This window comes from Streptomyces sp. NPDC059524 (assembly GCF_042749255.1).
Taxonomy (GTDB): domain Bacteria; phylum Actinomycetota; class Actinomycetes; order Streptomycetales; family Streptomycetaceae; genus Streptomyces; species Streptomyces xanthii.
The window spans coordinates 1-23,547 of the sequence record NZ_JBHYTK010000048.1; the positions used below are offsets into that span (position 1 = coordinate 1).

Consider the following 23,547-nt stretch of genomic DNA (forward strand, 5'->3'; position numbering starts at 1 on the left):
CCCCTATGGAGATCGCGCACGCAGTGCGCATCTCCAGGGGCGCGGGGAACTGCGCGAGAAGCCCCACCGGCCGGTGGGCCGCGACGAGACGCAGATCGCCACGGCGCGTTCGGGCCCCGGCCGCACCGGCCCGCGGCCCGCGACGAGACCTAGGAACCGGCGGCGCGCACGTATCCCGCCGCCGCACCCCGCAGGAGCCCATCGAGTGCCCGGAAGACCTCGAACGCCCGGACCCCGGGCCAGTCCACCGGCAACAGTTCCCGCGGCAGCCCGGGATCCGCGTAGGGAAGATGCCGCCAGGAGTCCACGGCCAGCAGATGATCCCGGTAGGCGAGGCGCGGGTCGGCGACGGGCCGCCCCTCCCAGGCCCGCAGCACCCCTTCGTGCTCGTCCAGGAACGCCTCGTACAGCTTCGCGAGGGCCGGCAGGTCCCACCAGCGGGCCACCGCCTCGGCCGTCGCCGCGAACCCCAGATGCTCGCCCCGGAACAGGTCGACGTACCCGGCGCAGCCGATCCGTTCGAGCGTGTGCCGGGTCTCCTCGTACAGCCCGGCGGGGGCCAGCCACACGCCGGGCGCCGCCGTGCCGAACCCCAGCCCGCTGAGCGTCGACCGCAGCACGTGCCGCCGCGCCCGCTCGGACTCCGGCACGGAGAACACCGCCAGGACCCAGCCCTCGCCCGCGGCCGGCGCCCCGTAGACCCGCCGGTCGCCGTCGTCGAGGAGCTGGCGGGCGTCGCTGGACAGGGCGTACGCGGCGGCGCCCGCCTCGGTGCGGGCGGGCACGAGGAGCCCGCGCCGCTTGAGCCGGGAGACCGCCGAGCGGACCGACGGCGCGTCGACCCCGGCCGCGCCGAGCAGCCGGATCAGTTCGGCGACGGGCACGGGCCCGGGAAAGTCCCGCCCGTGCGCTCCGTAGAGCGTGACGATGAGGGACCGGGGGGTGTGGATGGGCTGCTCGGACACGTGATCACTGTACGGTCCGCCCTGCGCGCGCACCCCGGGATCACCCCGCGGCCGGGGCCGCCCCGCCGCCCGGCTCCCGCAGCCGGAACCGCTGCAGCTTCCCCGTCGCCGTACGCGGCAGCGCGTCCAGGAACTCGATGACGCGCGGGCACTTGTACGGCACCAGTTCCGCCTTCACGAACTCCCGCAGCGCCTCCGGATCCTGGCGCGCGCCCGGTCGCAGCACGACGTGCGCGACGGCGATCTGTCCGCGCGCCTCGTCGGGCCGCGCCACGACCGCCACCTCCGTGACGTCGGGATGCTTGAGCAGCGCGTCCTCGACCTCGGGGCCCGGGATGTTGTACCCCGCGGAGATGATCATGTCGTCGGCGCGGGCGAGATAGCGGAAGTAGCCGTCGGGTTCGCGGACATAGGTGTCCCCGGTGACGTTCCAGCCGTGCCGTACGTACGTGGTCTGCCGTTCGTCGGCGAGATAGCGGCAGCCGACCGGACCGCGCACGGCGAGCAACCCGGGCTCGCCGTCCGGGAGTTCGGCACCCGACTCGTCGACGATCCGGGCCTGCCAGCCAGGCACGGGCAGGCCCGTGGTGCCGGGCCGGATCGCCTCGTCGGCCGCCGAGATGAAGATGTGCAGGAGTTCGGTGGCGCCGATCCCGTTGATGATCCGCAGCCCGGTCGCCTCGTGCCAGGCCTCCCACGTGGCCGCCGGGAGGTTCTCCCCGGCGGAGACGCAGCGCCGCAGCGAGGACACGTCAAAGGCGCCGTCGGACATCTCGGCGAGCATCGCGCGGTACGCGGTCGGGGCGGTGAACAGCACGGACACCCGGTGCTCGGCGATCGCGGGCAACAGCTGGCGCGGGCCCGCCTGTTCGAGCAGCAGCGCGCTCGCGCCCGCCCGCAGCGGGAAGATCACGAGGCCGCCGAGTCCGAAGGTGAAGCCGAGCGGCGGGCTTCCCACGAACACGTCGTCGGGCGTCGGCCGCAGCACGTGCCGCGAGAACGTGTCCGCGATCGCGAGGACGTCCCGGTGGAAGTGCATGCAGCCCTTGGGCCGGCCAGTCGTCCCGGACGTGAACGCGATGAGCGCGACGTCGTCCGCCGCCGTCTCCACCGCCTCGTACGCGTCGGGCTTCCCGGCGGCCAGGCTCAGCAGGTCGTCGGGGCCGTCCCCGCCGAACGTCGCGATCCGCAGCCCCGGCACCCCGGCCTTGAGCAGGTCGTCCACCACGCGGGCGTCGCACAGCGCGTGGCCGACCCGCGCGATCTCGCACATCGTGGCCAGCTCGGCGGACCGCTGCTGCGCCAGCACCGTGACGGCCACCCCGCCCGCCTTCATCACGGCGAGCCAACAGGCCGCCAGATGACGGGTGGTGGGGCCGCGCAGCAGCACCCGGTTGCCCGGGACGACACCGAGGTCGTCGGTCAAGACGTGGGCGATCCGGTCGACGGTCGCCTTCAACTCCCCGTACGTCCACGGCGGTTCGCCGGGGGAGTGGAAGGCCGGCCGGTCCGCCCCGAACCGCTCCACCGTCGCGTCGAGCAGTTCGGCCCCGCAGTTCACGCGCTGCGGGTACCGGAGCTCGGGCAGTTCGAAGACGAGCCCCGGCCACAGCTCGGCCGCCGGCAGGTGGTCGCGGGCGAACGTGTCCGTGTGCGCCGAGGGCGACAGCGGGGGCGGAGCGGTGGACGGGCCGGACTGCGGATCGTGCGGTGCGGACGGTGAGGTCATCGCCGGGCGCCCCCTTGCCGTATGGGCCCGAGCGCCGGATGGGCGCGCCGGGCCGTCGCGTTCACGCGACTGCTGATGGCCGGATGTCGGTTGGTCGCACATCGAGCGTATCGTGATGGTGACGACAGTCAACGGGGCGCGATACGGTTCCCGGGAAGCCGAGGGTGCTCGACCGGGAGGAGCAAGGCCGTATGGGGTCATTCTCACTCGAACCGTCACAGGTCGCCTGGTGCGCCGAGATCCGCGAGCTGGCCGCGCGGCATCTCGTCCCGCTCGCGGAGAAGGCCGAACCGGGCCGCATCAACCGCCCGCTCGTCGCTGAACTGGGCCGCCTGGGTCTGCTGGACCGCCTCTTCACCTCCGGCGCGCTCGACCTGTGCCTGATGCGCGAGTCCCTGGCCCGGGTCTGTACGGAGGCCGAGACCGCCCTCGCCCTGCAGGGACTCGGCGCCCACCCCGTGCACGCCCACGGCAGCGCGGAGCTGCGCGAGCGGTGGCTGCCCGAGGTGACGGCGGGCCGCGCCGTCGCCGCCTTCGCGCTGAGCGAGCCCGGCGCCGGGTCGGACGCGGCCGCGCTCTCCCTCACCGCCGAACCGGACGGCCCGGACTCCTGGCGCCTGACCGGCGAGAAGTGCTGGATCTCGAACGCCCCGGAGGCCGACCTCTACACCGTCTTCGCCCGCACCACCCAGGGCGCCGGCGCCCGGGGCGTCACCGCGTTCCTCGTCCCCGCCGACCGCCCCGGCCTGACCGGCGAACCCCTCGACATGCTCTCCCCGCACCCGATCGGCGCCCTCGCCTTCGACGGCGTCCCCGTCACCCGCGCCGACCTGCTCGGCGAGGTCGACGCCGGATTCCGCGTCGCGATGGGCACCCTGAACCTCTTCCGCCCCAGCGTCGGCGCCTTCGCCGTCGGCATGGCCCAGGCCGCCCTGGACGCGACGCTTGCCCACACGGCCTCCCGCCAGGCCTTCGGCGGTACCCTCTCCGACCTCCAGACCGTCGCCCACCAGGTCGCCGACATGGCGCTGCGCGTCGAATCGGCCCGCCTGATGGTCTACGCGGCCGCTGCCTCCTACGACGAGGGCTCGCCCGACGTCCCCCGCACCGCCGCCATGGCCAAGCTCCTCGCCACGGACACGGCTCAGCACGTCGTCGACACGGCCGTCCAGCTCCACGGCGCCCGCGCCCTGCGCCGCGGCCACCTCCTCGAACACCTCTACCGCGAGGTCCGCGCCCCCCGCATCTACGAGGGTGCCTCCGAGGTCCAACGCGCCATCATCGCCAAGGAGTTGTACGCCCCTCTCCGAAAGGCCCGCCCATGACGGACGCCCGGCCGCACGTCGACCGCGTCAACCCGCCCACCCTCTCCCCGCCCACCGGCTTCTCCCACGCGGTCGTCGCCACCGGCACCCGCCTGGTCCTCCTCGCCGGCCAGACCGCCCTGGACACGGACGGCAAGATCGTCGGCGAAACCCTCCCCGCCCAGTTCACCCAGGCCCTCACCAACCTCCTCACCGCCCTCCACACCACCGGCGGCACCCCCGCCGACCTGGCCCGCGTCACCGTCTACACGACCGACGTAGCCGCCTACCGCACCCACGCCCGCGAACTGGGCCACATCTGGCGCGACCTGGCCGGCCGCGACTACCCGGCGATGGCCGTCATCGGCGTCGTCCGCCTCTGGGACGAGGAGGCACTGGTCGAGATCGACGGGATGGCGATGCTGCCCTGACGACGTCACCCCGGAACGCGGCCGTCCCCACCCAGGGCGACGAGGACGACCCCACGCCCCAAACCGCGGCGCGGCCCTCCGACCAAGATGACCCGCGCTCCGTGCGGCGGATCGAACATCTCGACGGGCCGTCCGTACCGGTCGATCCGCGACACGGCCCAACGGGCCTCACCGACCACCCCGTCGACCGCGAAGACGTCCCCGACCCGCACGACGCCCCCGACGCACCAGACGACACACACGACCTCGTCCTCATCCCCCTCTGCCTCCGACTCCGACTCCGCCTCGGCCTCGACGGAGACCAACTGAAGCCGAGGCGTCTCCACGCCGTCGTCCTCCAGAAGGTCGTGCAGGTATCCGAGCAGTTCCTCGGGCAGCTCGCGCGACCGAAGCCCTCCCAGCCGGGCGAGATGCCGCTGCCGCACGTACCCGGTCGACGTCAGCTCGAGGATCGCGTGCAGTTGGGACTCGAGCGCCGTGAGGTCCTCCTCCTCGGCCGCGCACGCGGCGAGTGCCGTGGCCAATGTCGCTGCCTCCTCCGGTGTGCAGGCGCTGATCCGATCGGTGACCCGATCAGCGCTCAGGGCCCGTTCCTCAGGGCGGGCCGACGTGATGTCCCGGAGCAGTGCGGCCAGGTGCGGTGACTCCATGAAACCCGATTGTCCGGCAGTAGGTGCGGTGCGACGATGCTGGGGTCTTCGGGGAGGAGCGGGAGGGGTATTGGCGCTGTTCGTCTGCGCGCGGTGCGGTGCCGAGCTCACCGTCGAGCTTTCTCGCGTGGCGCTGCCACCGCACGCACGGCAGAGCTTCGGGAACGCGGCGCAGTTGCCCGTGCTGATGGAGTCGGGCACGTACGCCGTGGACCCGGACCCGCGGTGGGCCGGCGGGATCGCCGGGGAGATCGTGATCGCGCCCGGTGACGTCCGCGGCACGCGCCTCGGCTCCGGCCCGGACGACGGCTATTGCTGCGGTCTCGACGGGCGCGACGGGCCCAACATGACGTGCGCGGCCTGCGGGTTGCCGGTGGCGACCCGGATCGACGACTGCACGCTCTGGCAGGCGGTCTGGCTCGTGCCGGACGCCGTGCGCCGCGTGCCCACACCCGTGGACGACGCCGAGCCGCTGACCTGGGAACAGGCCATGGCGGCAAGCTCGCCGGTACCTCCTTGCGAGCCGGTCACCGACTGGGGCGGGAAGTACGGCAACAGTTACTCCTGGACCTGGAGCCCGCGGTGGGAGGCGGCGGCGGGGCAGGCGCTCGCGCATCTGCTGGCCGCGTCCGAGGGGCGGCCGGTGACGGTCCCCGAGGGCCTGGCCGCCGAGGTCCTGCAACGGGACCTGGACGCCTTGCTGCCCGTCGGCCCCACCGCGCGCCGGGCCGCGCCGGCCGGACCGGGACGGCCCGTTCCGGACGCGGACATCCTCCTGGTCCCGGCGCACCCGCAGACCGGGGAGCCCTGGTCCCCGCGCCAGCCGGGCCCGCAGTATCGGGTACCGCTGCCCGTCGGCGTCTGGCTCTCTCTGGTCTCGCCCTCGCCGCAGGACGTCCCCGACCCCGTATCGGGGACCCTGCCCCCACTCGTCCGCTGCGACTACCCACTGCTCCCGTCCCCGTGCGGGCTGTTCCTCGTGGACTGGCGGGCGTTCCAGCGCACGGCGGCGCGACTGCCCGCGGCCGCCACGCCCTGGTTCCGCGAGAACCTCGCGCAGCGTGCCCCACACCTGTCTCTCGGCCCCGTATGACCGCCTGCCGAGTCCGCCCGCTCTCTTCTTGATCGACTGGTGACCCTCGGGCGGCGGGCATATTTTCGAGATGTGGACTGACCGGCCCACGGGATCCTCACCTGAGGGCGCGATGCGCGATGACACATCCCGAGCCCGCGACACCAGCAGCGACCGCCGCCCCACCGAAGGGCGACGGCAAGGCCATCACCCTGTTCGTGATCGCCTCCTGTCAGCTCATGGTCGTGCTCGACATCACGATCGTGAACATCGCGCTCCCGCACATCCAGGACGCGCTCGACTTCTCGACCACGAACCTGTCCTGGGTGGTCAACGCGTACACGCTGACCTTCGGCGGACTGCTGCTGCTCGGCGGCCGCACCGGTGACATCCTCGGGCGGCGCCGCGTCTTCATCTTCGGTGTTCTGCTGTTCGGGCTCGCCTCGCTGCTCTGCGGCGTCGCGCAGGCCGAGTGGCAACTGCTCGCCGCCCGCGCCTTGCAGGGGGTCGGCGGCGCCATCGCCTCGCCGACCTCGCTGTCGCTGATCACCACGAACTTCGACGAAGGGCCCGAACGCAACCGGGCCTTCGGTGTGTTCGCGGGTGTCTCGGCCGCCGGCGGGGCGATCGGCCTCCTCGCCGGCGGCATCCTCGTCGAATGGCTCGACTGGCGCTGGATCTTCTTCGTCAACGTGCCGATCGCCCTGCTCATCGCCTTCCTCACCCCGCGGCACGTCAAGGAGTCCGAGCGGCATCCCGGCCACTTCGACTTCCTGGGCGCGCTCACGTCCACCCTCGGCATGGTGGCACTGGTCTACGGCTTCATCCGTGCCGCGCAGGAGGGCTGGCGGGACGCGCTGACCCTCACGTCGTTCGGCGTCGCGGTGGTCCTGCTGATCGTGTTCATCCTGGTCGAGCGCAGATCGCGGCAGCCCATCACCCCGCTGCACATGTTCGCCGACCGCAACCGCGCGGGCACGTACGGCATCATGCTCTGCCTCGCCGCGGCGCTCTTCGGGATGTTCTTCTTCCTGACCCTGTTCGTGCAGAGCGTCCTCGACTTCAGTCCGCTCCAGGCCGGCCTGGCGTTCCTGCCGGTCAGCGCGGTGGTCGCGGTGGCGGCCGGGTTCACCTCGCAGGGGCTGCCCAAGTACGGGCCGAAACCGTTCATGGCGTTCGGCTCGCTGTTCCTGGCGGCCGGGCTGTCCTGGCTGACGTTCACCGACGTGCATTCGACGTACGCCGGCTCCATCCTCGGCCCGATGCTGGTGTTCAGCCTCGGCATGGGCCTGCTCTTCGTGTCGCTGACCCTGATGGCGCTGTCGAACGTCGCGCCGCAGGAGGTGGGCGCCGCGTCCGGACTCCTCAACGCGACCCAGCAGGTGGGCGGTTCGCTCGGCCTGTCCATCCTCGTCACGGTCTTCGGCACGGCGAGCAACAACGAGGCCCACACCCAGGTCCCCGCGTTCCTCGCGCAGGCGACCCCGCTGGAGAAGGCCCAGTTCGCCCGTACCGGCCGCCTGCCCTCACCCTGGGGCGACGAGGTCCTCACCGCGGGTGTTTCCGCCGGCTTCATCGTGGCCGCCGCGTTCGCCGTCGTGGCGCTGATCATCTCCCTCACGGCCATCCAGGTCCGGCCGTCCGACATCGAACGCCTCAAGGGAGGCGCGGGACCACCGGGGGCGGGCTGACCGACCCCGCACCCCAGTCGAACACCGGGGCGCCGCCGCCCTCCTTCGCGAACGACACCGAGGGCGCGGCGCCCCGGAGCCCGAGCGCCTCACGCAGAAAACCGCTCATCGCCAGGGCGGCGACCTCACACCGGTAGTCGGCCCCTGGGTACCGCAGTTCATGCACCTCCACGACCAGCCCGTCCGGGTGCAGCTCCACCATCTCGGAGGCGTGCAACGCCGCCCCGAAAGCCAGCCAGGCACAGTCCTCCCAGTACAGAGGCACGGCGGGCAGCGCGAGCGAGACCTTCCCGTACACGATCAGCCCGCCACCCTGCGCCGCCGCATCCCGAGGCACCACCTCACCCGTGAGATCAGCGGCAAACCCGAACCCACCCCGATGCGCCCGGAACCTGTACGTCCGCGCCATACGGCCTCGCCCCCCGCTAGCCTTCGCCCCTGCACAGTGGTCAACGAGCAAGCGAAGGAAGGCGGTTCCGGCCCATTTCGCTGTTCGCCCTCTTCGGCCCACCCGCCGTCACCCTCATTCTCCTGGTCATCGGCACGCTGCCGTACGCATGGTGGGTGACGAGGAAGAAGCCCTCGCAGCCGGCCCGCTGGGCCGTGCTCGGCGGCGTGGTCGCCCTCGCCGCCTACGGGGCCGGAACCGGCTACGGGCTGCGTTCTTCCGCCCGCTCGACCTCGGGAACTTCGACGCGTCCGCGTAGACGTGCCGCGAGTACCTCTCGGTGCAGGGGCGCAGGCTGGTGGATCGGAGATGTCGTACATGCAGTTCAGAGCCTTCGACCGGACCGGCCGGGGCATCCTGAAGGTGAACGGACCGGGACAGGCCTACTGACCTGCCTCGGGTGCGACCGTCACGCCGAGGCCGTACCGCCGGCACCGGCCTCGACCAGGAACGTGCTCGGAGCTCCTCGCCAGGACACGTACAGACTGTCCCGGGCGCGGGTGCAGGCGACGAAGAGGAGACAGCGTTCGGCCATGAGGTCGGCCTCGTGCTGTTTCCGGTCGACCGCCTCGTCGGTGACGGCACCGGCGTTCGGGACCATGCCGGCAGACACGTCGAGTACAGCTACGGCACGGAACTCCAGCCCCTTGAAGGCGTGCATGGTGCCGACGTTCACCGCTGCGTCGTCCACCGCGACATCGCCGCGCAGCCGTACCGCCGGTACACCGGCCTCCCGCAGACGAGCGACAACCTGGTCGCAGACCCGGTTGACTCGGGCTGTGGCGCCGATGTCGCCGGGCTGCATCCCCGCTTCCAGCCAGCCCTTCACCCGCGCGACCAGCGAGTCCAGCTCCGCGTCGCCGCTGTCCGACGGCTGGGCCTCGGGCCCGGAGCCGTGCAGCGCGGACCGGTAGCCGAGCAGGGTGTCCGGGCGGTCGGAGTCGGCCAGGGACTCGATGCGGCGGCCGATGAGCAGCCCGGTCGCCCAGGTGAGGATCTCGTGTGTGGAACGGTAGTTCTTCCGCATCTTCGTGGTCCGGCCGACGACATTGATGCCCACGGACCTCAGCGACACCCGTGAGTCGTAGATGCGCTGGTGAGGGTCGCCCGCGATGAAGAGGTCGTCCGGCCGCACCGGTGCTGCCGCGCGCAGCAGTCGCCACTGCGCCGGATGCAGGTCCTGGGCCTCGTCGACGACGATGTGCCGGTATCTCGGACCTTCCCCGGTCAGTCGGTCCGCCGCCTCGGCACAGGTGCCGATGTGCGTGCGCAGTCCGTCCCGCAGCAGTGCGGCTCCGAACTCCTCGATGGTCTGCCACACCTGGGGGCGAGCCGCGGCCGGCAGCCCGGTGCCGCGCCCGGGCCGGTCGCAGTCGACGTATGCCTGCTGCGTCCGCAGGTCCTGGGCGAGGACCACGTGCCGGTACTCCTGGGCCAGGAACTGCGGGCTGCCCGCGAACCCTGTGACGCGCGCCGCGTCCTCCCAACGTGTGGCCTCCTCCGCCCCGGACACCGGCCGGCGGGAGGTCGACAGGACCCGGGCGGCGAGCGCGTCGACGGTCATGATGTCGACACGCTCGAGGGCGGCCTCGTCGTCCACGAGCCGGACCAGTCCCGATCGGAGGGCGGCGACGAGCGTGTTGGTGTACGTGGTGAGCAGGATCCGGTCCCCGTCGCGCAGGAACCGCAGCAGGTGACGTACCCGGTGCAGTGCGACAACCGATTTTCCGGTGCCCGGACCGCCGGTGACCTGGGCGGGTCCGGCGTACGAGGGGCGGTAGGCGACCTTGCGCTGGGTCGGGTGGAGGAAGATCCGCCAGGCCGCGAACGGCTTGTCGAGGATGTCGCGCAGCTCGTCCGTGTCGGCGACCACCGCGATACGGCTGGACGTGGCCCGGATCGCCGTCGCGAAGTCCGTCGTGTCGACGCCTTCGGAGCTCGAAGTGTCGGCGAGTGCCAGGGACACCACGTCTCGCCACACTTCCTCCGGGGTGAAGCCCGCCGCCAGGTACTCGAGCACCTCACGCTGGTCCTGCGGGAAATACGGCGCGAACACCTCCAGCTGCTCAACGCTGGTCAGCGCCCGTGCCTGGCGCAGCGTGGTCGCGTCGATACCGAGAGCCGTGAGGTCACCGTCGGAGAACTTGGCGAAGAGCCGGTCCGGCGCATGGGTCGCGATCCGCTCGTACGCCGGGGTGAGCTCCTCCAGAGTCGCGATGTCCCGGATCTCGACGGACCGTGTGGCCGTGTTGATGCTGGCCTTCTGCTTGACCGCCCAGTCGATCGCCTTGTCGTGCGGCATGACGCGCAGCAGAACGAACGTGTCGCCGGTCTCGGGCGCGAGTACGACGCCACGGGTCGACTTGTCGATGCGGATGGTCCGGATGTGCGGATCGCGCGCCTGCTTGAGCCCCTCCAGGTTCAGCCCAGGGTCCGAGAACAGCTGCTTCAGCGAAAGCCGCTCGAACTTCTCCCAGGCGGCGAACACGCCTTCCCGCACGGACCCTTGGAGCTTGGGCAGCTGGGCGCAGAAGGCGATGTCGAAGGCGAGGTGGGGCATGAGTGCATTCCTGTTTCTCGGGGTGTGGGCGGAGCAGCGTCAGGTGGAGGCCGGTCCGTCGAGGTCGAGCCTGATGAGGGCCAGCGCCTCGGCTGTCTCGACGGCCGTCTCGTCCTCCGGACCGAACACCATGCACAGGTCCTGATACAGCGGCTCCAGCACCTCGCGGGCCTCTACCGTCCGCGCCTGGGCGAGCAGCAGCATGCCGATGTTGTGCCGGAGTTCGACTGCTTCCTCGCTGACGTCGCTGTCCACATTCCGCACCACGTTCAGTACGCCCTGTAGCTCGGCGAGCGCGTCCGTCACCTGGCCGAGCTCGGCCCGGCACCGGGCCGCCTGCGCCCGGCAGGCACGGGCCGGCTCGCTGGTGGGCCCGGAGATCCGGGCGTACGCGTCGGCCAGCGTCTCGAACTCTGGGAGTGCGGCCCGGTAGTCCCCGCCCAGGAGCTGGACGGCGGCACGGTTCCTGCGCAGCCCGAGGACCTTCCGGCTCTCGGAGCCGAATGCACGGGCGGCCGGTTCGATGGCCTCGGCGAGCACCTCGGCGGCCTGCGCGAAGCGCTCCTCCTCCAGCAGGGCCTCGGAGTGCTCGTACGCCTCCTCGATCCCGGCGTTCACCTCGGCGAGGACGGGCGGGACGAGCGGCGGGGCAGGCGCGTCGGCGCCGCTGCCGATGGCCGGGCCGCCCGACTGCGCGGTACGCGCCCGGGGAGCGTACGGCCGACGGAACAGCGCGGTCGGATCCGGAGCCCCCGCCGGCACGGCCTCACCCGGTTCCGGCGCGTGCCCGGGCGGCGGCAGGAACGGCAGCAGCCGCGCGTACACCTCCTGCGTGTCGGCGGGCCGCGACTCGGGAGCCTTGCGCAGCAGGTCGAGAACGAGTTCCTCAAGAGCGGCCGGCACATCCGCGCGCAGTTGCCGCAGGGGCGTCGGGGCGGCGTTGACGTGCTGGAACATGAGCAGGTACTCGCTCTCGGCCTCGAACAGCAGCTGCCCGCCGAGCAGTTCGTGCAGCACGCACCCGAGCGCGTACAGGTCGGCCTGCGGGGTGATCCGGCCGCCCCGCACCTGCTCCGGCGACATGTACTGGTAGGTGCCGATGGGGCTGCCGGTGGCGGTGAGCTTGGTGACGTCCGTCCGCAGGATCGCCGCGATCCCGAAGTCCAGGACCTTCACCGTCCCGTCGCGCGCCACGAGGATGTTGCTCGGCTTGAGGTCCCGGTGGATGACGGGGACGTCGTGCGCGTACGAGAGCACGGTCGCGACCTGCGCGGCGACGGCTGCGGCCCAGCTGACGGGGAGCGGCCGCTGCGGGGCGATGTACGAGGTGAGGGTGACACCGTCCACGAGCTCCATGACGAGGAACAGCCGCTCGTGGGAGTCCTCGTCGAGTACGGCGTCGTAGACCTGCGGCACACCTGGGTGCTGGATGCGTGCCGTGATGCGAGCCTCGCGCTGGAACCGCTTCGCGAACTCCTCGGCGAGAGCGGGGGAGGTGATGGCCTGCGGCCGGATCCGCTTCACGGCGACCGGCCGGTCGAGCACGGTGTCGTACGCCCGCCACACATCGCCCATGCCGCCGTGGCTGAGCTCCTCCAGGAGTTCGTACCGGCCGGCGATCACCTGCCGCGGCGACTTCTCCTCTGACACCTTGCCCCCGGTTCCGACCGATGGCCGTCTGGACGGCCCCTCGACGTGTCACTCCATGTGGTCAAGAGACAAGTCTGGCCTTGGGGTCGATCTTCCGTCCAGCGATGCGAGGGGCGGCCGGTTGCTATGGCCGGAAACCGGTGGTGTGTCGATGGCATATACCGCTCCCTGCCCTACCGGGGCCGCCGGTCGTGGGCGCCAGGTGACGCTCGGCGTCGGCGCTGCACGGGGGATGGGTTACACGATTCCGGGTTGGCTGGACGAGATCCTGGACTTCATCGGGATCAACTTCCCGAACCAGTACCTCGACCCCGAAACAGGTCTCCACTACAACTACTTTCGCCACTACGACCCGGAGACCGCCCGTTACGTCACGCCCGACCCTCTCGGGCTGGCCCCGGCACCCAACCCGGTCATCTATGTCGTCAACCCGAGCACCTGGACCGATGTGCTGGGGCTCACTCCGTGCCAGCCCGGGACCGAGGACGACGCTCGTCTCTCCCTCGACCGGGCCGAGGAGCTGCAGTCCCTGCGCAACGACTACTTCATGGCCGCCCGCAAGGGGACCACGGCCGTCATCGGGGTCTTCAATTCCGACACCAAGAAGTACGAGATCCGTATCGGCATCAACGGCGACGGAGACATGCCCGAGGACTGGACGCTGAGGCCCGGGGAGCGGTTCATCCAGGCACCCGGGCATGCCGAAGAGGGCATCCTGCGATCCCTGCGGCCGAACGAGCACGCGGTGTTCGGGGCGGCATCACGCAACTTCTGCCGCGACATATGCTTGCCCCTGCTCGATGCGCGAGGAAATGTCATCAGCGGTGAAGGTATACGCGGACATGCCTCGCAGAATTCTCGTTACGCATTGCGGAAGAAGATGTCAGGGAATCGTCGTCTCCCCGAACTGTTGGACGGTCTCTCTCCCGAAGCGCTGGGCGTGTTCTGCCTCACGTGCGCAGAACGCGGACGGCCGATGTACGCGTCCTTGGCCCCTGAGGAGGACGTGGCGTATCTCGACGAGCTGCTTGAGCTGGCATGGTCGTCGGCCACCGGCGCGTTGGACGAGGACGATGTCGTGAACGCGTTGGAGGAGGCCGAGGAGCGCCTTGTCTCCGATGACGACGACGAAGAGAGCACGGACGACGAGCGGTTCTACGTGGAGCAGTCCGGGTTGTTGGTCCTGAACGCCATCGCCACGCAGCTCAACCCCTCTGCACGGGCCGCGACGATGTCGTCGAACACCCTTGAGACTCTGACCGGCTCCCTGGACTACATCCTCGCGGGTTCCCCGGTACGCATCCGTGAGGCGGGTCAGCCCGACCCGCCTCTGGGGCCGGTGCAGCGTGCGGAGCGGGATGCACAGGAAGACGTGCTGGCCCGCTTGCGCAGCGAGGACGCGGTCGACCTGAGCGCGCTGAGGGACGCGTCCGGGGTGGCCGGCCGCCGCATCGCCGACGCGGTGGCCGCAGCGGCCGACCAGCAGGGGTGGGAAGCAGGTCCTTCCTCTGGTGATGTGGCTCTGAGGTAGATCGTGGGGCGCGCTGACGAGGGCGGAGTGCTGCGGGCTACGCTCGCCGTTTGCCGAGGGTGTAGGTGGACGCGGAGGAATGATGGGTGTGTGGGGCGGCGGTCGGTGGTTGGTGAGAACGCTCACGTTGATCGTCGTGGGGGCTCTGGTGGGGGCCGGGTTCGTGGCGTGGAGCACGGGCACGTTGCCGTTCTTCGGTGCGAAGCCTTGTTGGGACGCGGTGGCGGATCGGGACGTGGAAGCTCTCTTCGACGGCAAGGACGTCGAGGATAGTGAGATGCGCCCGGAGTGGGTGGACGGCGGGGAGCTGCAGGGAACCTGTCGTCTGCTGGCCGGCGACGGGCATGCCCGCTCGCAGCCGGTTCAGATCCGTGTCCATGACCTGAAGGGTGTGACGCGGGACAATCTTCCGTGGGCGGACGAGTTCCTGTCGACACGGATGACACCCCTGGGCGGTGGTCTGTTGGGGATGAGTTCCGACACTCGGGCGTGGGTGGCGCTCCCCGACGAGTGCCACGAGCCGGGTGATTTCAGTGGGCCTGCCGTCGTGGACGCGGCTGTGGGCGACGACGAGTTCAGCCGCAACCTCACGGACGCGGGAGTCCGCGCTCGCGACCGGCAGGCCCTCGCCCGTGTGGTCGTCGACGTCGCGAACCGCACGATGGAGTAACTCGACTGCCAGGGGGCGGACAGGCTTGCCGCACCCCGTCTACTCACCTCGGCGCCCGCGGAGTTCCAGCCCATGGGGAAGGACCGGGACATGTGCGGGTTGAGGAAGGTGACGCTGCGCGAGCCGTATCCGGACTCCCGTCCCAAGATGCGTGGCACCGTGACGGGTGGCGCGGACGCACCCGTGCGGGCCTGCGATGTCCGCTTCGGCTCCGCCGACCGTCCCCAGTTCCGCCTCAAGACCATCCAGGAGTCCGCGCTCGCCGGAGCGTTCGGTCAGACGGTCCTGAAGCAGGGAATCGAGATCAGGGACGGGCAAGGCCGCCCCATGGACGGTTCCTCGTCGCCGACCGTTGCGGCCCTGCGCGCCAAGTGCGCCGACGGGCCGGCCGTCTTCATCGCCGAGGACCGCGACCCCAACAGCAAGCACACTTTCGTCCGCCAGATCTTTGCGTCCTACGTGGAGGCGGAAGCCGAACGCCTGGACTGCGAACCCCTGCACTTCCGTATGGCCACCCGAATGTGACCGTCTCGAGCCCTCCCGGGCGGGCGGGTGCAGGGCAGATCAGCCCTCGTCGGACGTCCGGCCTAGGGCGTACACCGCCCACACGGTCTTGCCGGGGCCGCCGGTCCGCGGTCGCCAGCCCCAGGCGGACGCGAGCGCGGCGACGAGGATCAGACCGCGTCCGCCGTCCGTGAACGCTGAGCGGCGTGCGTCGGGCCGTCGTGGGATCCGCTCGCTGCGGGTGTCGGTCACCTCGGCCCGGACGACGGTCGGGGCGGCGGTCAGGTGGAGGTGGAAGTCCCGGCCCGGAACGCGCCCGTGCCGGATCGCGTTCGCGGCGAGCTCGCTGACGATGAGCGTGACGGCGTCGTGGTCGTCGCTGCCGTACGGGATGCCCCAAGCGGCCAGCCGTTCCGCGGAGAGCCGGCGGGCGAGGCGGGCACCGCGGGGCGTGGAGCTGAACTGCATCGTGAAGTGATGGGTGGGGGAGGGGAGTTGGGTGCGGTCGGTGGGGGTGGAGTTCGTGCTCGTCATGACCACAAGGTGGCCTTTGGTGGCGTAGCGTGACCAGTGGTGACGCGCCGTCGCGTCCGGTCTGTACGTGGCGGCGCCTGGGACGTACGCGGGGTGCGGAAGGTGGTGGGCCCGTTGCGCGACGAGGACGCGGACGCGGGGGCGAGGCCGGAGGACGAGCCGGGGAAAGGGGTCGTCGCGGCGTTCGGACGGCAGCTGAAGCTGCTGCGCATCCGGGCGGGCCTTGAGCGCGCGGAGTTCGGGAAGCGGGTGGGGTACGCGGCGGATTCCGTGGCCTCGTTCGAACAGGGCAGACGCATTCCGCCACCGCGGTTCATCGACCAGGCGGATGAGGCGCTGGGGGCGGAGGGGTTGCTGAAGGCGCTGAAGGAGGAGGTTGCACGGGCGCAGTATCCGGCGTTCTTTCGGGACATGGCGAGGCTGGAGGCTGAGGCGGTCGAGCTGTGCGTGTACGACACAGTGGTGGTGAATGGCCTCTTGCAGACGGAGGAGTACATGCGGGCGCTCCTCGCCATGCGGAGGCCGCTGCTGAACGAGGAGACGATCGAGCAGCGAGTCGCGGCCCGGCTGGCCAGGCAGGAGATCTTCGGCCGTTGGCCTGCGCCGTTGCTGAGCTTCGTCATGGACGAGTCGGTGCTGCGCAAGCCCTTCGGCGGGAAGGCAGTATTGCGGGGGCAGCTTGAGCAGCTCCTGCTCACGGGGCACAAGCGCAACGTGGAGATCCAGGTGATGCCGTTGGACCGGGAGGACAACGCGGGCCTCGATGGACCATTCACTGTCATCACGCGCAAGGGCGGCGAGCAGCTCGAGTACATGGAGGTGCAGGGGCGCAGCAGCCTGCTGACGGACCGAGAAGAGGTCCAACTGGCCGCGGCGCGCTATGGGATCATCCGTTCGCAGGCTCTCACGCCGCGAGAGACCCTGGGATTCGTTGAGAAGGTACTGGGAGAGCTATGAACGCCGCAGAGACCTCGGTAGCTGGACCGGAACTCGCCTGGCGCAAGAGCAGTTACAGCGGGGCTGAGGGCGGACAGTGCGTGGAGGTTGCCGCAGGTCCCGGAACCGTCCACATCCGGGACTCGAAGGTGACCGCCGGTCCCACCTTGGCCGTGTCGCCAGACGCCTGGGCCGGGTTCGTCGAGCTGGCCTCGGGGCGCTGAGCTTCAGGAATGCTCGGGGCCCGGGGCGTACAAGCGCAAGCTGTACACCCGGGCCCCGAAACCCGAACCCCCTACTCGTCCACGCCCTCCTCGCGGCGGATCATCCGCCACGCGGCCTTGCGCGCACTGCGGTCCAGGCTGGACTTGAAGCTCTTGTCCGGGCCGAAGTACTGGCGGCCGAGGCCGGTGATGGTGTCGATGTGGTCGGCCATCTTGTCCTCGAAGACGTCGTCGAAGACGATCCCGAAGTTGTTCTCGTCGTTGATGACGGCGGCCGCCCGCACCTTCGGATCGGCCTTGGCCTCTTCGAAGGGCTGGATGACGTCGAGCTCGGTGAATTCGGTGCCGAACTTCTCGTTGAACTTCTCGATCAGCTCGGAGAGCAGCGACTTCTCCTGCTCCTTCGCGCCGCCCGAGCCGTCGCCGAAGCCCTCCATGAGGGTCGGTCCCTCGGTGGTGAGGGAGATGTCGTGCTCGCCGGTCTGCTCGACGCGCATGTGGCTGAGGTCGATCTCGCCCACGTCGACGCCACCGTCCGCGCGGCGCGGGAGCCGGTTGAGGAGGTAGCGGCCGTAGAGGTGCAGGCGTTCGAGGTCGGCATCCCGGTACGGGACGATCTGGGCGAGGAAGCCGTACTTGCGGACGTAGTCGTTGAGGTCGGCGCGGAAGTCCTCCGCGGTCTCCACGTCGTCCTCGTCCTCGCTGTCGAGCAGGTCGGTGAAGCGGGCGACGGCGGGGGAGAGGAGCCGGTACAGCTCGGCGTGCAGCCGCTCCCACTTGGTCTGCGAGCCGCCGGCCTTCTCCTTGGCGGCGAAGTACGCGGTGGCGAACTCGTCCATCTCCTGCTCGGCCAGGATCGGCGCCCGCATGACCCGGCTCTGCGCGGTGTAGAGCAGGTTCGGGTCGGTGGGGAGGGTCATCGCCTCTTCGAAGTACGGGCGGAACGACTCCTGGATGTCCTCGGCCTCGTTGACGAAGTCCAGGACGGCGAGGTCGGCCTGGGTCTTGCGGTCGGCGGTGCGGTTGAGGCGGGAGAGGGTCTGGACGGCGGAGATGCCGGTCAGGGTCTTGTTGACGTACATCGTGGTGAGGAGCGGCTGGTCGAAGCCGGTCTGGTACTTCTCCGCGACGACCAGGATCTTGTACTCCTGCTGGCCCCGGCCGCCGCTGCGGGCGGCCTTGTCGTCGGCGCGGGTGTACGCGAACGCCTTCGGCAGCGCGCTCTCGGGCAGGCCGCCGTTCTCCTTGGACTCGGTGGTCTCCTCACCATCCACCGTGAGCGAACCGGAGAAGGCGACGAGCACGCCGAGGTCGGGGTACTTGGTGTCGTACGACCGGTCCTTGATGTAGCTCTTGATCGCGCGGGCCATGTCGACGGCGGATTGCCGGGACGCGGTGACGACCATGGACTTGGCCCGGCCGCCGAGACGGCCGCGGGTGTGCGAGACGAAGTGTTCGACGATCACCTGGGCGTGCTGGGCGACGGTCGACTCGTGGGTGAGGGCGTACCGGGCGAGCAGGCCGTTGGCCTTGGAGGGGTCGACCTCGCGCTCGTCCGGGTTCTGGTTCACCAGCTTCCAGTACGTGTTGTACGTGACGTAGTTGCGCAGCGGATCGAGGATGAAGCCTTCCTCGATGGCCTGGCGCATGGAGTACGTGTGGAAGGGGCGGTACGTCGCCTCGCCGTCGACCTCTTCGAGCGTGCCGAAGAGTTCGAGGGTCTTCGCCTTCGGGGTTGCGGTGAAGGAGAAGTAGGAGAGGTTCGAGGCGCGGGAGCGGTCCTCGGCCTTCTTCTTGAGCTGGGCGTCGAGGGTGACGGAGGTCGCGCCGGCGTCGTTCGAGTCGGAGTCGAGGCCGAGGTCGCGGAGCGCGGCGCGTACGGCGGTGGCCGCGTCGCCGGACTGCGAGGAGTGGGCCTCGTCGACGATGATGGCGAAGGTCGTGCCCTGGATCTCGGTGGGGTTGCGCTCGATGTAGTTGAGCAGCGCCGGGAACGAGTGCAGCGTGACGGTGACGATCTTCCCGGTGTCGCGGGAGAGGGCGCGGGCAAGCTGTTCGCCCTTGGCGCCGTGCTTCTCGTCGATCTTCACGACGAGTCCGGCGGTCTGCTCGAAACTGCCGATGGTTTCCCGGAGTTGGGCGTCCAGGTTCCGGCGGTCGGTGATGACGATGACCTTGTCGAAGACCGGGGCGCCGGTCTTCACACCCTTGGCGATGGCCTCCGAGGAGAGTTCGCGGGGGTCGGTGGAGGTGTGCAGGTCGGAGAGGCGGTGGGCGAGCCAGCCGATGGTGTTCGACTTGCCGGAGCCGGCGGAGGCCATGACCAGGTAGTTCTGGCCCGCGCCGTGGGTGGCGGCGTGGGCGGTGAGCTTCTTGACCGCGTCCCACTGGTGGAAGCGCGGGAAGATCATGGTCTTCGTCGTGCCGCCGCCGGGCGTCTTGCTCTTGTGCAGGTGGACGAAGCGCTGGAGTAGGTCCAGCCAGTTGTCCGGCTGCCAGACGTGTTCCCAGAGGTAGGAGGTGGCGTACGTGCCGAAGGCGGTCGGGGCCGGGTTTCCCGCGCCGCCGGGGCGGCCGGGGCCGGCGGAGCCCGTGTTGAAGGGGAGGAAGCGGGTGTTCTTGCCTTTGAGTTGCGTTGCGACGAAGACGAGGTCCGGGTCGATGGCGAAGTTCGCGACGACGCGGCGCGTGAAGATCAGCTCGGTCGGGTCGCGGTCGGTCCGGTACTGCTCCTTGGCCTGCTCCACGCCCTGGCCGGTGAGCGGGTTCTTCAACTCGGCGGTGGCGACGGGGATTCCGTTGAGGAAGAGGGTGAGGTCGAGGGCGTTGCCCCAGTCGGCCTGCTTCGTGGCGTAGCGGAGTTCGCGGACGACGGTGAGGCGGTTGGCGCGGTAGCCGTCGAGCACGGAGTCGTGGGCGACGAGGTTCGGCTTGAAGTAGGCGACGCGGAGGCGGACTCCGCGGTCCTTGACGCCGTTCCGGAGCACGTCGAGGAGGCCGTCGGTGGCGATGGCCTGGTCGAGGCGCCGCGCGAATCCGCGCTGGGCCTCTTCCTGGTCGTTGCCGTAGAGAGTGACGAGCTCGTACCACTCGTCGGGCTGCGTGGCGCCGATGAAGGTGTACAGCTCGTTGGTGTCCAGGCCGAGGTCGGCCCGGTAGTCGGTCGGCTGGGCTTCGCGCCAGCCGCGCTCGATCATCGCGGCGACTATGGCGTCACCGAAGGCGGACTCGGTGTGGATGGGGCTCATGGCTAGACGTTCACTCCGTCCGTTACGTTGCGTCCGCTGGCGGTGGATACGTCGAATTGGCCGGTTACGGCGGCTGTGATTAGGGCTTGGCGGCGCTCAGCGAGGAGGGCAACCTGGGTGTCGATGCCTCGCCGCAATTCGGCGATTGATCCCAAAACCTGCTCTAGCTTGGAAACGCGCTGCCGCTGTTCCGGCAGGTCGGGAACCGGGACTTCGAAGGACAGCGTTTGCGCCGCGCTGATCACTTCCTGTGCTGCGCCGTACTGAGCGATCTTCACCTGGCCCTGTCCAGCCGGTGAATTGATGAAGGCAGACAGGAACTCGGGGAGCAGTAGTTTGCCTTTGCGCAGAATGAGGACTGACGCGCAATTCGCGCCGTCGAACTCCTCCGTCACGACGGCTGATCGACCGGGGGCGCCCACACGTACGACCAGCACGTCGCCGGCTTCCACGCGGGATCGGCTCAGTTGTTCGTTGCTGGCTGCTGACATGAACTTCATCCCGGTTGGGTCAATCCATCCTGACCTGACGTTGAATCCATGGATGAAGGGGACCCCGCTGTCGGTGAAGTAGGTGGAGGGATTGATGACCACACCCACGTTGACAGCTGGCACCGCTCGTCGAAGGGGCACGACCTGCCAGCGATCCGAGACCGGGCCTGCCAGCGGATGCAGGTGGTGGCCAGGCTCACGTGACGACACGCACTCGGCCAGGGCCACGGTGTGGCGTTCTTCGAGGAGACGCCGTTGCTGGGCACGCCTGTCCCGCAGAGCGTCGATGCGAGTGGTCTCTCCGTCGAGGAAGTCGGCGAGGCGACGCTGCTCCTCTAGACGCGGCAGTTCTACTTGGAGGTCCCGCAAGAAGCTGTCAGGTACCCGCTGTTGTCCCGCCACGCCGTACATCTCGGCCTTTCCAAGCCTCAGAAATCCGTGCGTGTTGACGGTGTACAGAAGGAATCTGGGATCGATGCGTGGCCCCGGGCGCACGACGTGGAGCTCGGTCGTGCCTACGCCGACACCGCCGAGCAGTCCGGCGATGAGCACCGCGCGGCCCGCTTCGAATGTCGGCGTGATTTTCGGAACCAACACGTCACCGTCCTGGAACCGTGTGTACCCGGTGGCGACAGAAGCTTTGACCCGGCGTCGCGTAATGTCCAGGCGGCTTCCGGGCCAGACTGCTTCCATCGGCAGGAACGTCAGCTCGTCCTCATCGGCGAGACGGTCAAACGCAGGGGTGAGGGGGTTGACCTGTGCCAAATGGCGAAGCCTTACGACCGTCATGCCGTTACCTCGCCCAACAGCCCCTGAATTTCCGCCTCCAGAGCCTTAAGCTCCGCGTCGATCTCCGCCAGCGGCCGCGGCGGCTCGTACACATAGAAGTGCCGCGTGAACGGAATTTCGTACCCCACCTTCGTCTTCGAGTGGTCGATCCACGCGTCCGGGACGTGCGGCAGCACCTCCCGCGTCAGGTACTCCTCAACATCCTCACCCAGCGGCACGTTCTCGAAGTCCCTCAGATCCGCATCCGGCTCGGGCGCACCCTTAACCGTCTGCACCTCACCCTCCGGATCCCGAACCCCAACCGCCTCCCGCACCGCCTTCGCGAACGGCGCTCCCTTCGGCCACGTCAAGCCGGCCGCGACCACCGCATCGGTCATCGCAACGAACGCCTCCTGCTTCGCCAGCCACGACGAACCCAGCAGCGGACGGAGCGCCGCAACGAACTCCTCCGCCCCCTCCAGCTTCGCGACCACCTTTGACTCCGCCAGTGCCGCCAGCGTCTCCTCGGTCACCTCGAAGCGGAGCTTCAACGGTCGCTCCACCGTGATGCGCTGATAGCCGAAGTCCTCGTTCGCGAAGACCTTCACCTTGCCGTGCAACGGGTGCTCCGCGTCCCCCGCGACCTGCACCGCCTCGCCGTACAACTCCGTGATCTCACGGATGTGCTGCGCACTCAGCTCCTTGCGCTTGTCGCCCAGCGACTTGCGCATCTTCACCCAGTAGTCGCGCGCGTCAAGGAGCACGACCTTGCCCTTGTGGTCCGGAGCCTTCCGGTTGGTCAGGATCCAGAAGTAAGTAGAGATACCCGTGTTGTAGAAGAGCTGGTCCGGGAGGGCGACGATGGCCTCCAGCCAGTCGTTCTCCAGGATCCAGCGGCGGATGTTGGACTCACCCGACTCCGCCGCGCCCGTGAACAGCGGCGAGCCATTGAAGACGATGGCGATGCGCGAACCGCCACCACCGTTCATATCCACCGGCTTCATCTTCGACAGCATGTGCTGGAGGAAGAGCAGCGAGCCGTCGTTGATCCTGGGCAGCCCCGCGCCGAAGCGGCCGGCGTCGCCCAGCGTCTTGTGCTCAAGCTCGACCTCGTCCTTGACCTTCTTCCACTCCACGCCGAACGGCGGGTTGGCGAGGACGTAGTCGAACTTTCCGCGTGAATGCCCGTCATCCGAGAAGGAGTTACCGAAGGCGATGTTCTCCGGGTTCTGGCCCTTGATCATGAGGTCGGAACGGCAGATCGCCCACGACTCGGGGTTGAGCTCCTGCCCGTACACCTCGACCGTCGCGTCCGGGTTCAGCGACTCGATGTGGTCGTCCATCGCGCTGAGCATGCCGCCGGTACCGCACGCCGGGTCCAGCACGGTCCGGACGACACCCGGCAGGGTCAGGACGTCCGCGTCCGGGGCGACCAGCAGGTTCACCATCAGCTTGATGACCTCGCGCGGGGTGAAGTGCTCACCGGCCGTCTCGTTCGACTGCTCCGAGAACCGGCGGATCAACTCCTCGAAGATGTAACCCATGTTGTGATTGGGCACGGCCTCCGGGTGGAGGTCGAAGTCGGTGAACTTGCCCAGCACCTTGTACAGCAGGTTCGCTTCGTCCAGCTTCTTCACCTGCTGCTGGAAGTCGTACTTCTCCAGCACCTCCTGCGCGTTCGGGGAGAAGGCCCCGACGTAGACCTGGAGGTTCTTCGCCGCGGTCCCCGGGTCCGCCGCGATCTTCTTCAACGTGAGGTCGCTCGTGTTGTAGAAGGCGTGGCCCGAGGCCCGGCGCAGGAAGCGGTCCGTGTCGATGTCCTGGCCCTGGAACTTGGCCACCGTCTCGACGACGTTGTCCCGCGTCGGCTCCAGAACGCATTCCAGGCGGCGCAGCACGGTGAACGGAAGGATGACCTTTCCGTAGTCGGACTGCTTGTAGTCACCGCGCAGGAGGTCGGCGACGGACCACGCGTGGTTCGCCAACTCCGTGTGCTTGCTGCTGTTCAAGGCTGTTCCCCGAGTTCCTCTCCGTGGCTGTCCCGCCGCCCCTGGTGTCCTGCTTCGTTCATGACCGTCCCCGGGCGGGGGTGCCGTTCAGTTTCGTCGATGTCGTGCCGGTCCGCGCCCTCTTCGGCGCAG

At 69.5% G+C, this 23,547-nt stretch carries 18 protein-coding genes and 1 pseudogene; 9 read left to right on the plus strand and 10 right to left on the minus strand.

The genetic code is table 11. The features are described from left to right. Window positions 1-149 precede the first annotated feature (149 nt). Together ACFW9D_RS16040 and ACFW9D_RS16045 are read right to left on the minus strand one after the other, a co-directional pair. A complete protein-coding gene (locus ACFW9D_RS16040) occupies window positions 150-965 on the minus strand; it encodes a PaaX family transcriptional regulator C-terminal domain-containing protein (protein WP_384622393.1) in 816 nt (271 codons plus the stop codon). Window positions 966-1,005: 40 nt separating this feature from the next. After that, a complete protein-coding gene (locus ACFW9D_RS16045) occupies window positions 1,006-2,694 on the minus strand; it encodes an AMP-binding protein (protein ID WP_384622396.1) in 1,689 nt (562 codons plus the stop codon). A 191-nt stretch (window positions 2,695-2,885) separates the two neighbouring features. On the opposite strand from ACFW9D_RS16045, the gene ACFW9D_RS16050 reads away from it, so the two are divergent. Then, the gene (locus ACFW9D_RS16050; RefSeq protein ID WP_188336360.1) at window positions 2,886-4,019 is read left to right on the plus strand and encodes an acyl-CoA dehydrogenase family protein; all 1,134 of its coding nucleotides are present in this window, start codon (window positions 2,886-2,888) and stop codon (window positions 4,017-4,019) included. Beyond that, window positions 4,016-4,429: a RidA family protein gene (locus ACFW9D_RS16055; protein WP_384622398.1), complete on the plus strand. Its 414-nt coding sequence runs from the start codon at window positions 4,016-4,018 to the stop codon at window positions 4,427-4,429. Before ACFW9D_RS16050 ends, ACFW9D_RS16055 begins: the two co-directional genes overlap by 4 nt. A 5-nt stretch (window positions 4,430-4,434) precedes the next feature. Here the strand turns inward: ACFW9D_RS16055 and ACFW9D_RS16060 are convergent, their stop codons facing one another. After that, the gene (locus tag ACFW9D_RS16060) at window positions 4,435-5,079 is read right to left on the minus strand and encodes a hypothetical protein (RefSeq protein WP_384622401.1); all 645 of its coding nucleotides are present in this window, start codon (window positions 5,077-5,079) and stop codon (window positions 4,435-4,437) included. 127 nt (window positions 5,080-5,206) lie between these two features. Here ACFW9D_RS16060 and ACFW9D_RS16065 point away from each other — a divergent pair, with 127 nt between their 5' ends. Together ACFW9D_RS16065 and ACFW9D_RS16070 are read left to right on the plus strand one after the other, a co-directional pair. Then, window positions 5,207-6,172: a hypothetical protein gene (locus ACFW9D_RS16065; protein ID WP_384622403.1), complete on the plus strand. Its 966-nt coding sequence runs from the start codon at window positions 5,207-5,209 to the stop codon at window positions 6,170-6,172. Between the two features lie 119 nt (window positions 6,173-6,291). After that, the gene (locus tag ACFW9D_RS16070) at window positions 6,292-7,842 is read left to right on the plus strand and encodes an MFS transporter (RefSeq protein WP_188336358.1); all 1,551 of its coding nucleotides are present in this window, start codon (window positions 6,292-6,294) and stop codon (window positions 7,840-7,842) included. On the opposite strand, the gene ACFW9D_RS16075 is transcribed toward ACFW9D_RS16070, so the two are convergent. From ACFW9D_RS16075 to ACFW9D_RS16085, 3 genes are all read right to left on the minus strand, one after another. Continuing rightward, the gene (locus tag ACFW9D_RS16075) at window positions 7,808-8,179 is read right to left on the minus strand and encodes a hypothetical protein (protein ID WP_384622407.1); all 372 of its coding nucleotides are present in this window, start codon (window positions 8,177-8,179) and stop codon (window positions 7,808-7,810) included. The genes ACFW9D_RS16070 and ACFW9D_RS16075 overlap by 35 nt on opposite strands. 520 nt (window positions 8,180-8,699) lie before the next feature. After that, the gene (locus ACFW9D_RS16080; RefSeq protein WP_384622409.1) at window positions 8,700-10,850 is read right to left on the minus strand and encodes a UvrD-helicase domain-containing protein; all 2,151 of its coding nucleotides are present in this window, start codon (window positions 10,848-10,850) and stop codon (window positions 8,700-8,702) included. Window positions 10,851-10,889: 39 nt separating this feature from the next. After that, a complete protein-coding gene (locus ACFW9D_RS16085; protein WP_384622459.1) occupies window positions 10,890-12,425 on the minus strand; it encodes a protein kinase in 1,536 nt (511 codons plus the stop codon). Window positions 12,426-12,789: 364 nt separating this feature from the next. On the opposite strand from ACFW9D_RS16085, the pseudogene ACFW9D_RS16090 reads away from it, so the two are divergent. The 3 genes and pseudogenes from ACFW9D_RS16090 to ACFW9D_RS16100 form a co-directional block, all read left to right on the plus strand. Then, window positions 12,790-12,969 (plus strand): annotated as a pseudogene (locus tag ACFW9D_RS16090) (RHS repeat-associated core domain-containing protein); the annotation flags it as partial. 1,198 nt (window positions 12,970-14,167) lie between these two features. After that, complete coding sequence (locus ACFW9D_RS16095; protein ID WP_384622412.1) at window positions 14,168-14,701, plus strand: hypothetical protein; 534 nt, start codon at window positions 14,168-14,170, stop codon at window positions 14,699-14,701. A gap of 90 nt (window positions 14,702-14,791) precedes the next feature. After that, a complete protein-coding gene (locus ACFW9D_RS16100) occupies window positions 14,792-15,226 on the plus strand; it encodes a hypothetical protein (RefSeq protein WP_384622414.1) in 435 nt (144 codons plus the stop codon). 39 nt (window positions 15,227-15,265) lie between these two features. Here the strand turns inward: ACFW9D_RS16100 and ACFW9D_RS16105 are convergent, their stop codons facing one another. Beyond that, window positions 15,266-15,739 carry an ATP-binding protein gene (locus ACFW9D_RS16105; RefSeq protein WP_384622415.1) on the minus strand — a complete coding sequence of 158 codons (474 nt, stop codon included), beginning with the start codon at window positions 15,737-15,739 and terminating at the stop codon, window positions 15,266-15,268. A gap of 114 nt (window positions 15,740-15,853) precedes the next feature. On the opposite strand from ACFW9D_RS16105, the gene ACFW9D_RS16110 reads away from it, so the two are divergent. Beyond that, the gene (locus ACFW9D_RS16110; protein WP_384622417.1) at window positions 15,854-16,696 is read left to right on the plus strand and encodes a helix-turn-helix domain-containing protein; all 843 of its coding nucleotides are present in this window, start codon (window positions 15,854-15,856) and stop codon (window positions 16,694-16,696) included. Beyond that, complete coding sequence (locus ACFW9D_RS16115) at window positions 16,693-16,899, plus strand: DUF397 domain-containing protein (protein WP_384622420.1); 207 nt, start codon at window positions 16,693-16,695, stop codon at window positions 16,897-16,899. The genes ACFW9D_RS16110 and ACFW9D_RS16115 overlap by 4 nt, the downstream gene beginning before the upstream one ends. 71 nt (window positions 16,900-16,970) lie before the next feature. Here ACFW9D_RS16115 and ACFW9D_RS16120 read toward each other — a convergent pair whose 3' ends face one another. Genes ACFW9D_RS16120 through ACFW9D_RS16130 form a run of 3 tightly spaced genes read right to left on the minus strand, consistent with a single transcriptional unit; the run spans window position 16,971 to window position 23,415 of the window. Next, on the minus strand, window positions 16,971-20,147 hold the full coding sequence (locus ACFW9D_RS16120) for a type I restriction endonuclease subunit R (RefSeq protein ID WP_384622422.1): 3,177 nt from the start codon (window positions 20,145-20,147) through the stop codon (window positions 16,971-16,973). Between the two features lie 2 nt (window positions 20,148-20,149). Continuing rightward, entirely contained in the window at window positions 20,150-21,427 is a 1,278-nt protein-coding gene (locus ACFW9D_RS16125; protein WP_384622425.1) for a restriction endonuclease subunit S, read from the minus strand. Beyond that, entirely contained in the window at window positions 21,424-23,415 is a 1,992-nt protein-coding gene (locus tag ACFW9D_RS16130) for an N-6 DNA methylase (RefSeq protein ID WP_384622427.1), read from the minus strand. Before ACFW9D_RS16130 ends, ACFW9D_RS16125 begins: the two co-directional genes overlap by 4 nt. Window positions 23,416-23,547: the final 132 nt, after the last annotated feature.

Excerpts from the sequence above, each read along its gene's own strand:
- ACFW9D_RS16050 (WP_188336360.1), top strand. The coding sequence starts at position 2,886 with ATGGGGTCATTCTCACTCGAACCGTCACAGGTCGCCTGGTGCGCCGAG.
- ACFW9D_RS16105 (WP_384622415.1), bottom strand. The coding sequence starts at position 15,739 with ATGACGAGCACGAACTCCACCCCCACCGACCGCACCCAACTCCCCTCC.
- ACFW9D_RS16085 (WP_384622459.1), bottom strand. The coding sequence starts at position 12,425 with ATGGGCGATGTGTGGCGGGCGTACGACACCGTGCTCGACCGGCCGGTC.
- ACFW9D_RS16045 (WP_384622396.1), bottom strand. The coding sequence starts at position 2,694 with ATGACCTCACCGTCCGCACCGCACGATCCGCAGTCCGGCCCGTCCACC.
- ACFW9D_RS16100 (WP_384622414.1), top strand. The coding sequence starts at position 14,792 with ATGTGCGGGTTGAGGAAGGTGACGCTGCGCGAGCCGTATCCGGACTCC.
- ACFW9D_RS16070 (WP_188336358.1), top strand. The coding sequence starts at position 6,292 with ATGACACATCCCGAGCCCGCGACACCAGCAGCGACCGCCGCCCCACCG.
- ACFW9D_RS16115 (WP_384622420.1), top strand. The coding sequence starts at position 16,693 with ATGAACGCCGCAGAGACCTCGGTAGCTGGACCGGAACTCGCCTGGCGC.
- ACFW9D_RS16060 (WP_384622401.1), bottom strand. The coding sequence starts at position 5,079 with ATGGAGTCACCGCACCTGGCCGCACTGCTCCGGGACATCACGTCGGCC.
- ACFW9D_RS16080 (WP_384622409.1), bottom strand. The coding sequence starts at position 10,850 with ATGCCCCACCTCGCCTTCGACATCGCCTTCTGCGCCCAGCTGCCCAAG.
- ACFW9D_RS16125 (WP_384622425.1), bottom strand. The coding sequence starts at position 21,427 with ATGACGGTCGTAAGGCTTCGCCATTTGGCACAGGTCAACCCCCTCACC.
- ACFW9D_RS16055 (WP_384622398.1), top strand. The coding sequence starts at position 4,016 with ATGACGGACGCCCGGCCGCACGTCGACCGCGTCAACCCGCCCACCCTC.
- ACFW9D_RS16120 (WP_384622422.1), bottom strand. The coding sequence starts at position 20,147 with ATGAGCCCCATCCACACCGAGTCCGCCTTCGGTGACGCCATAGTCGCC.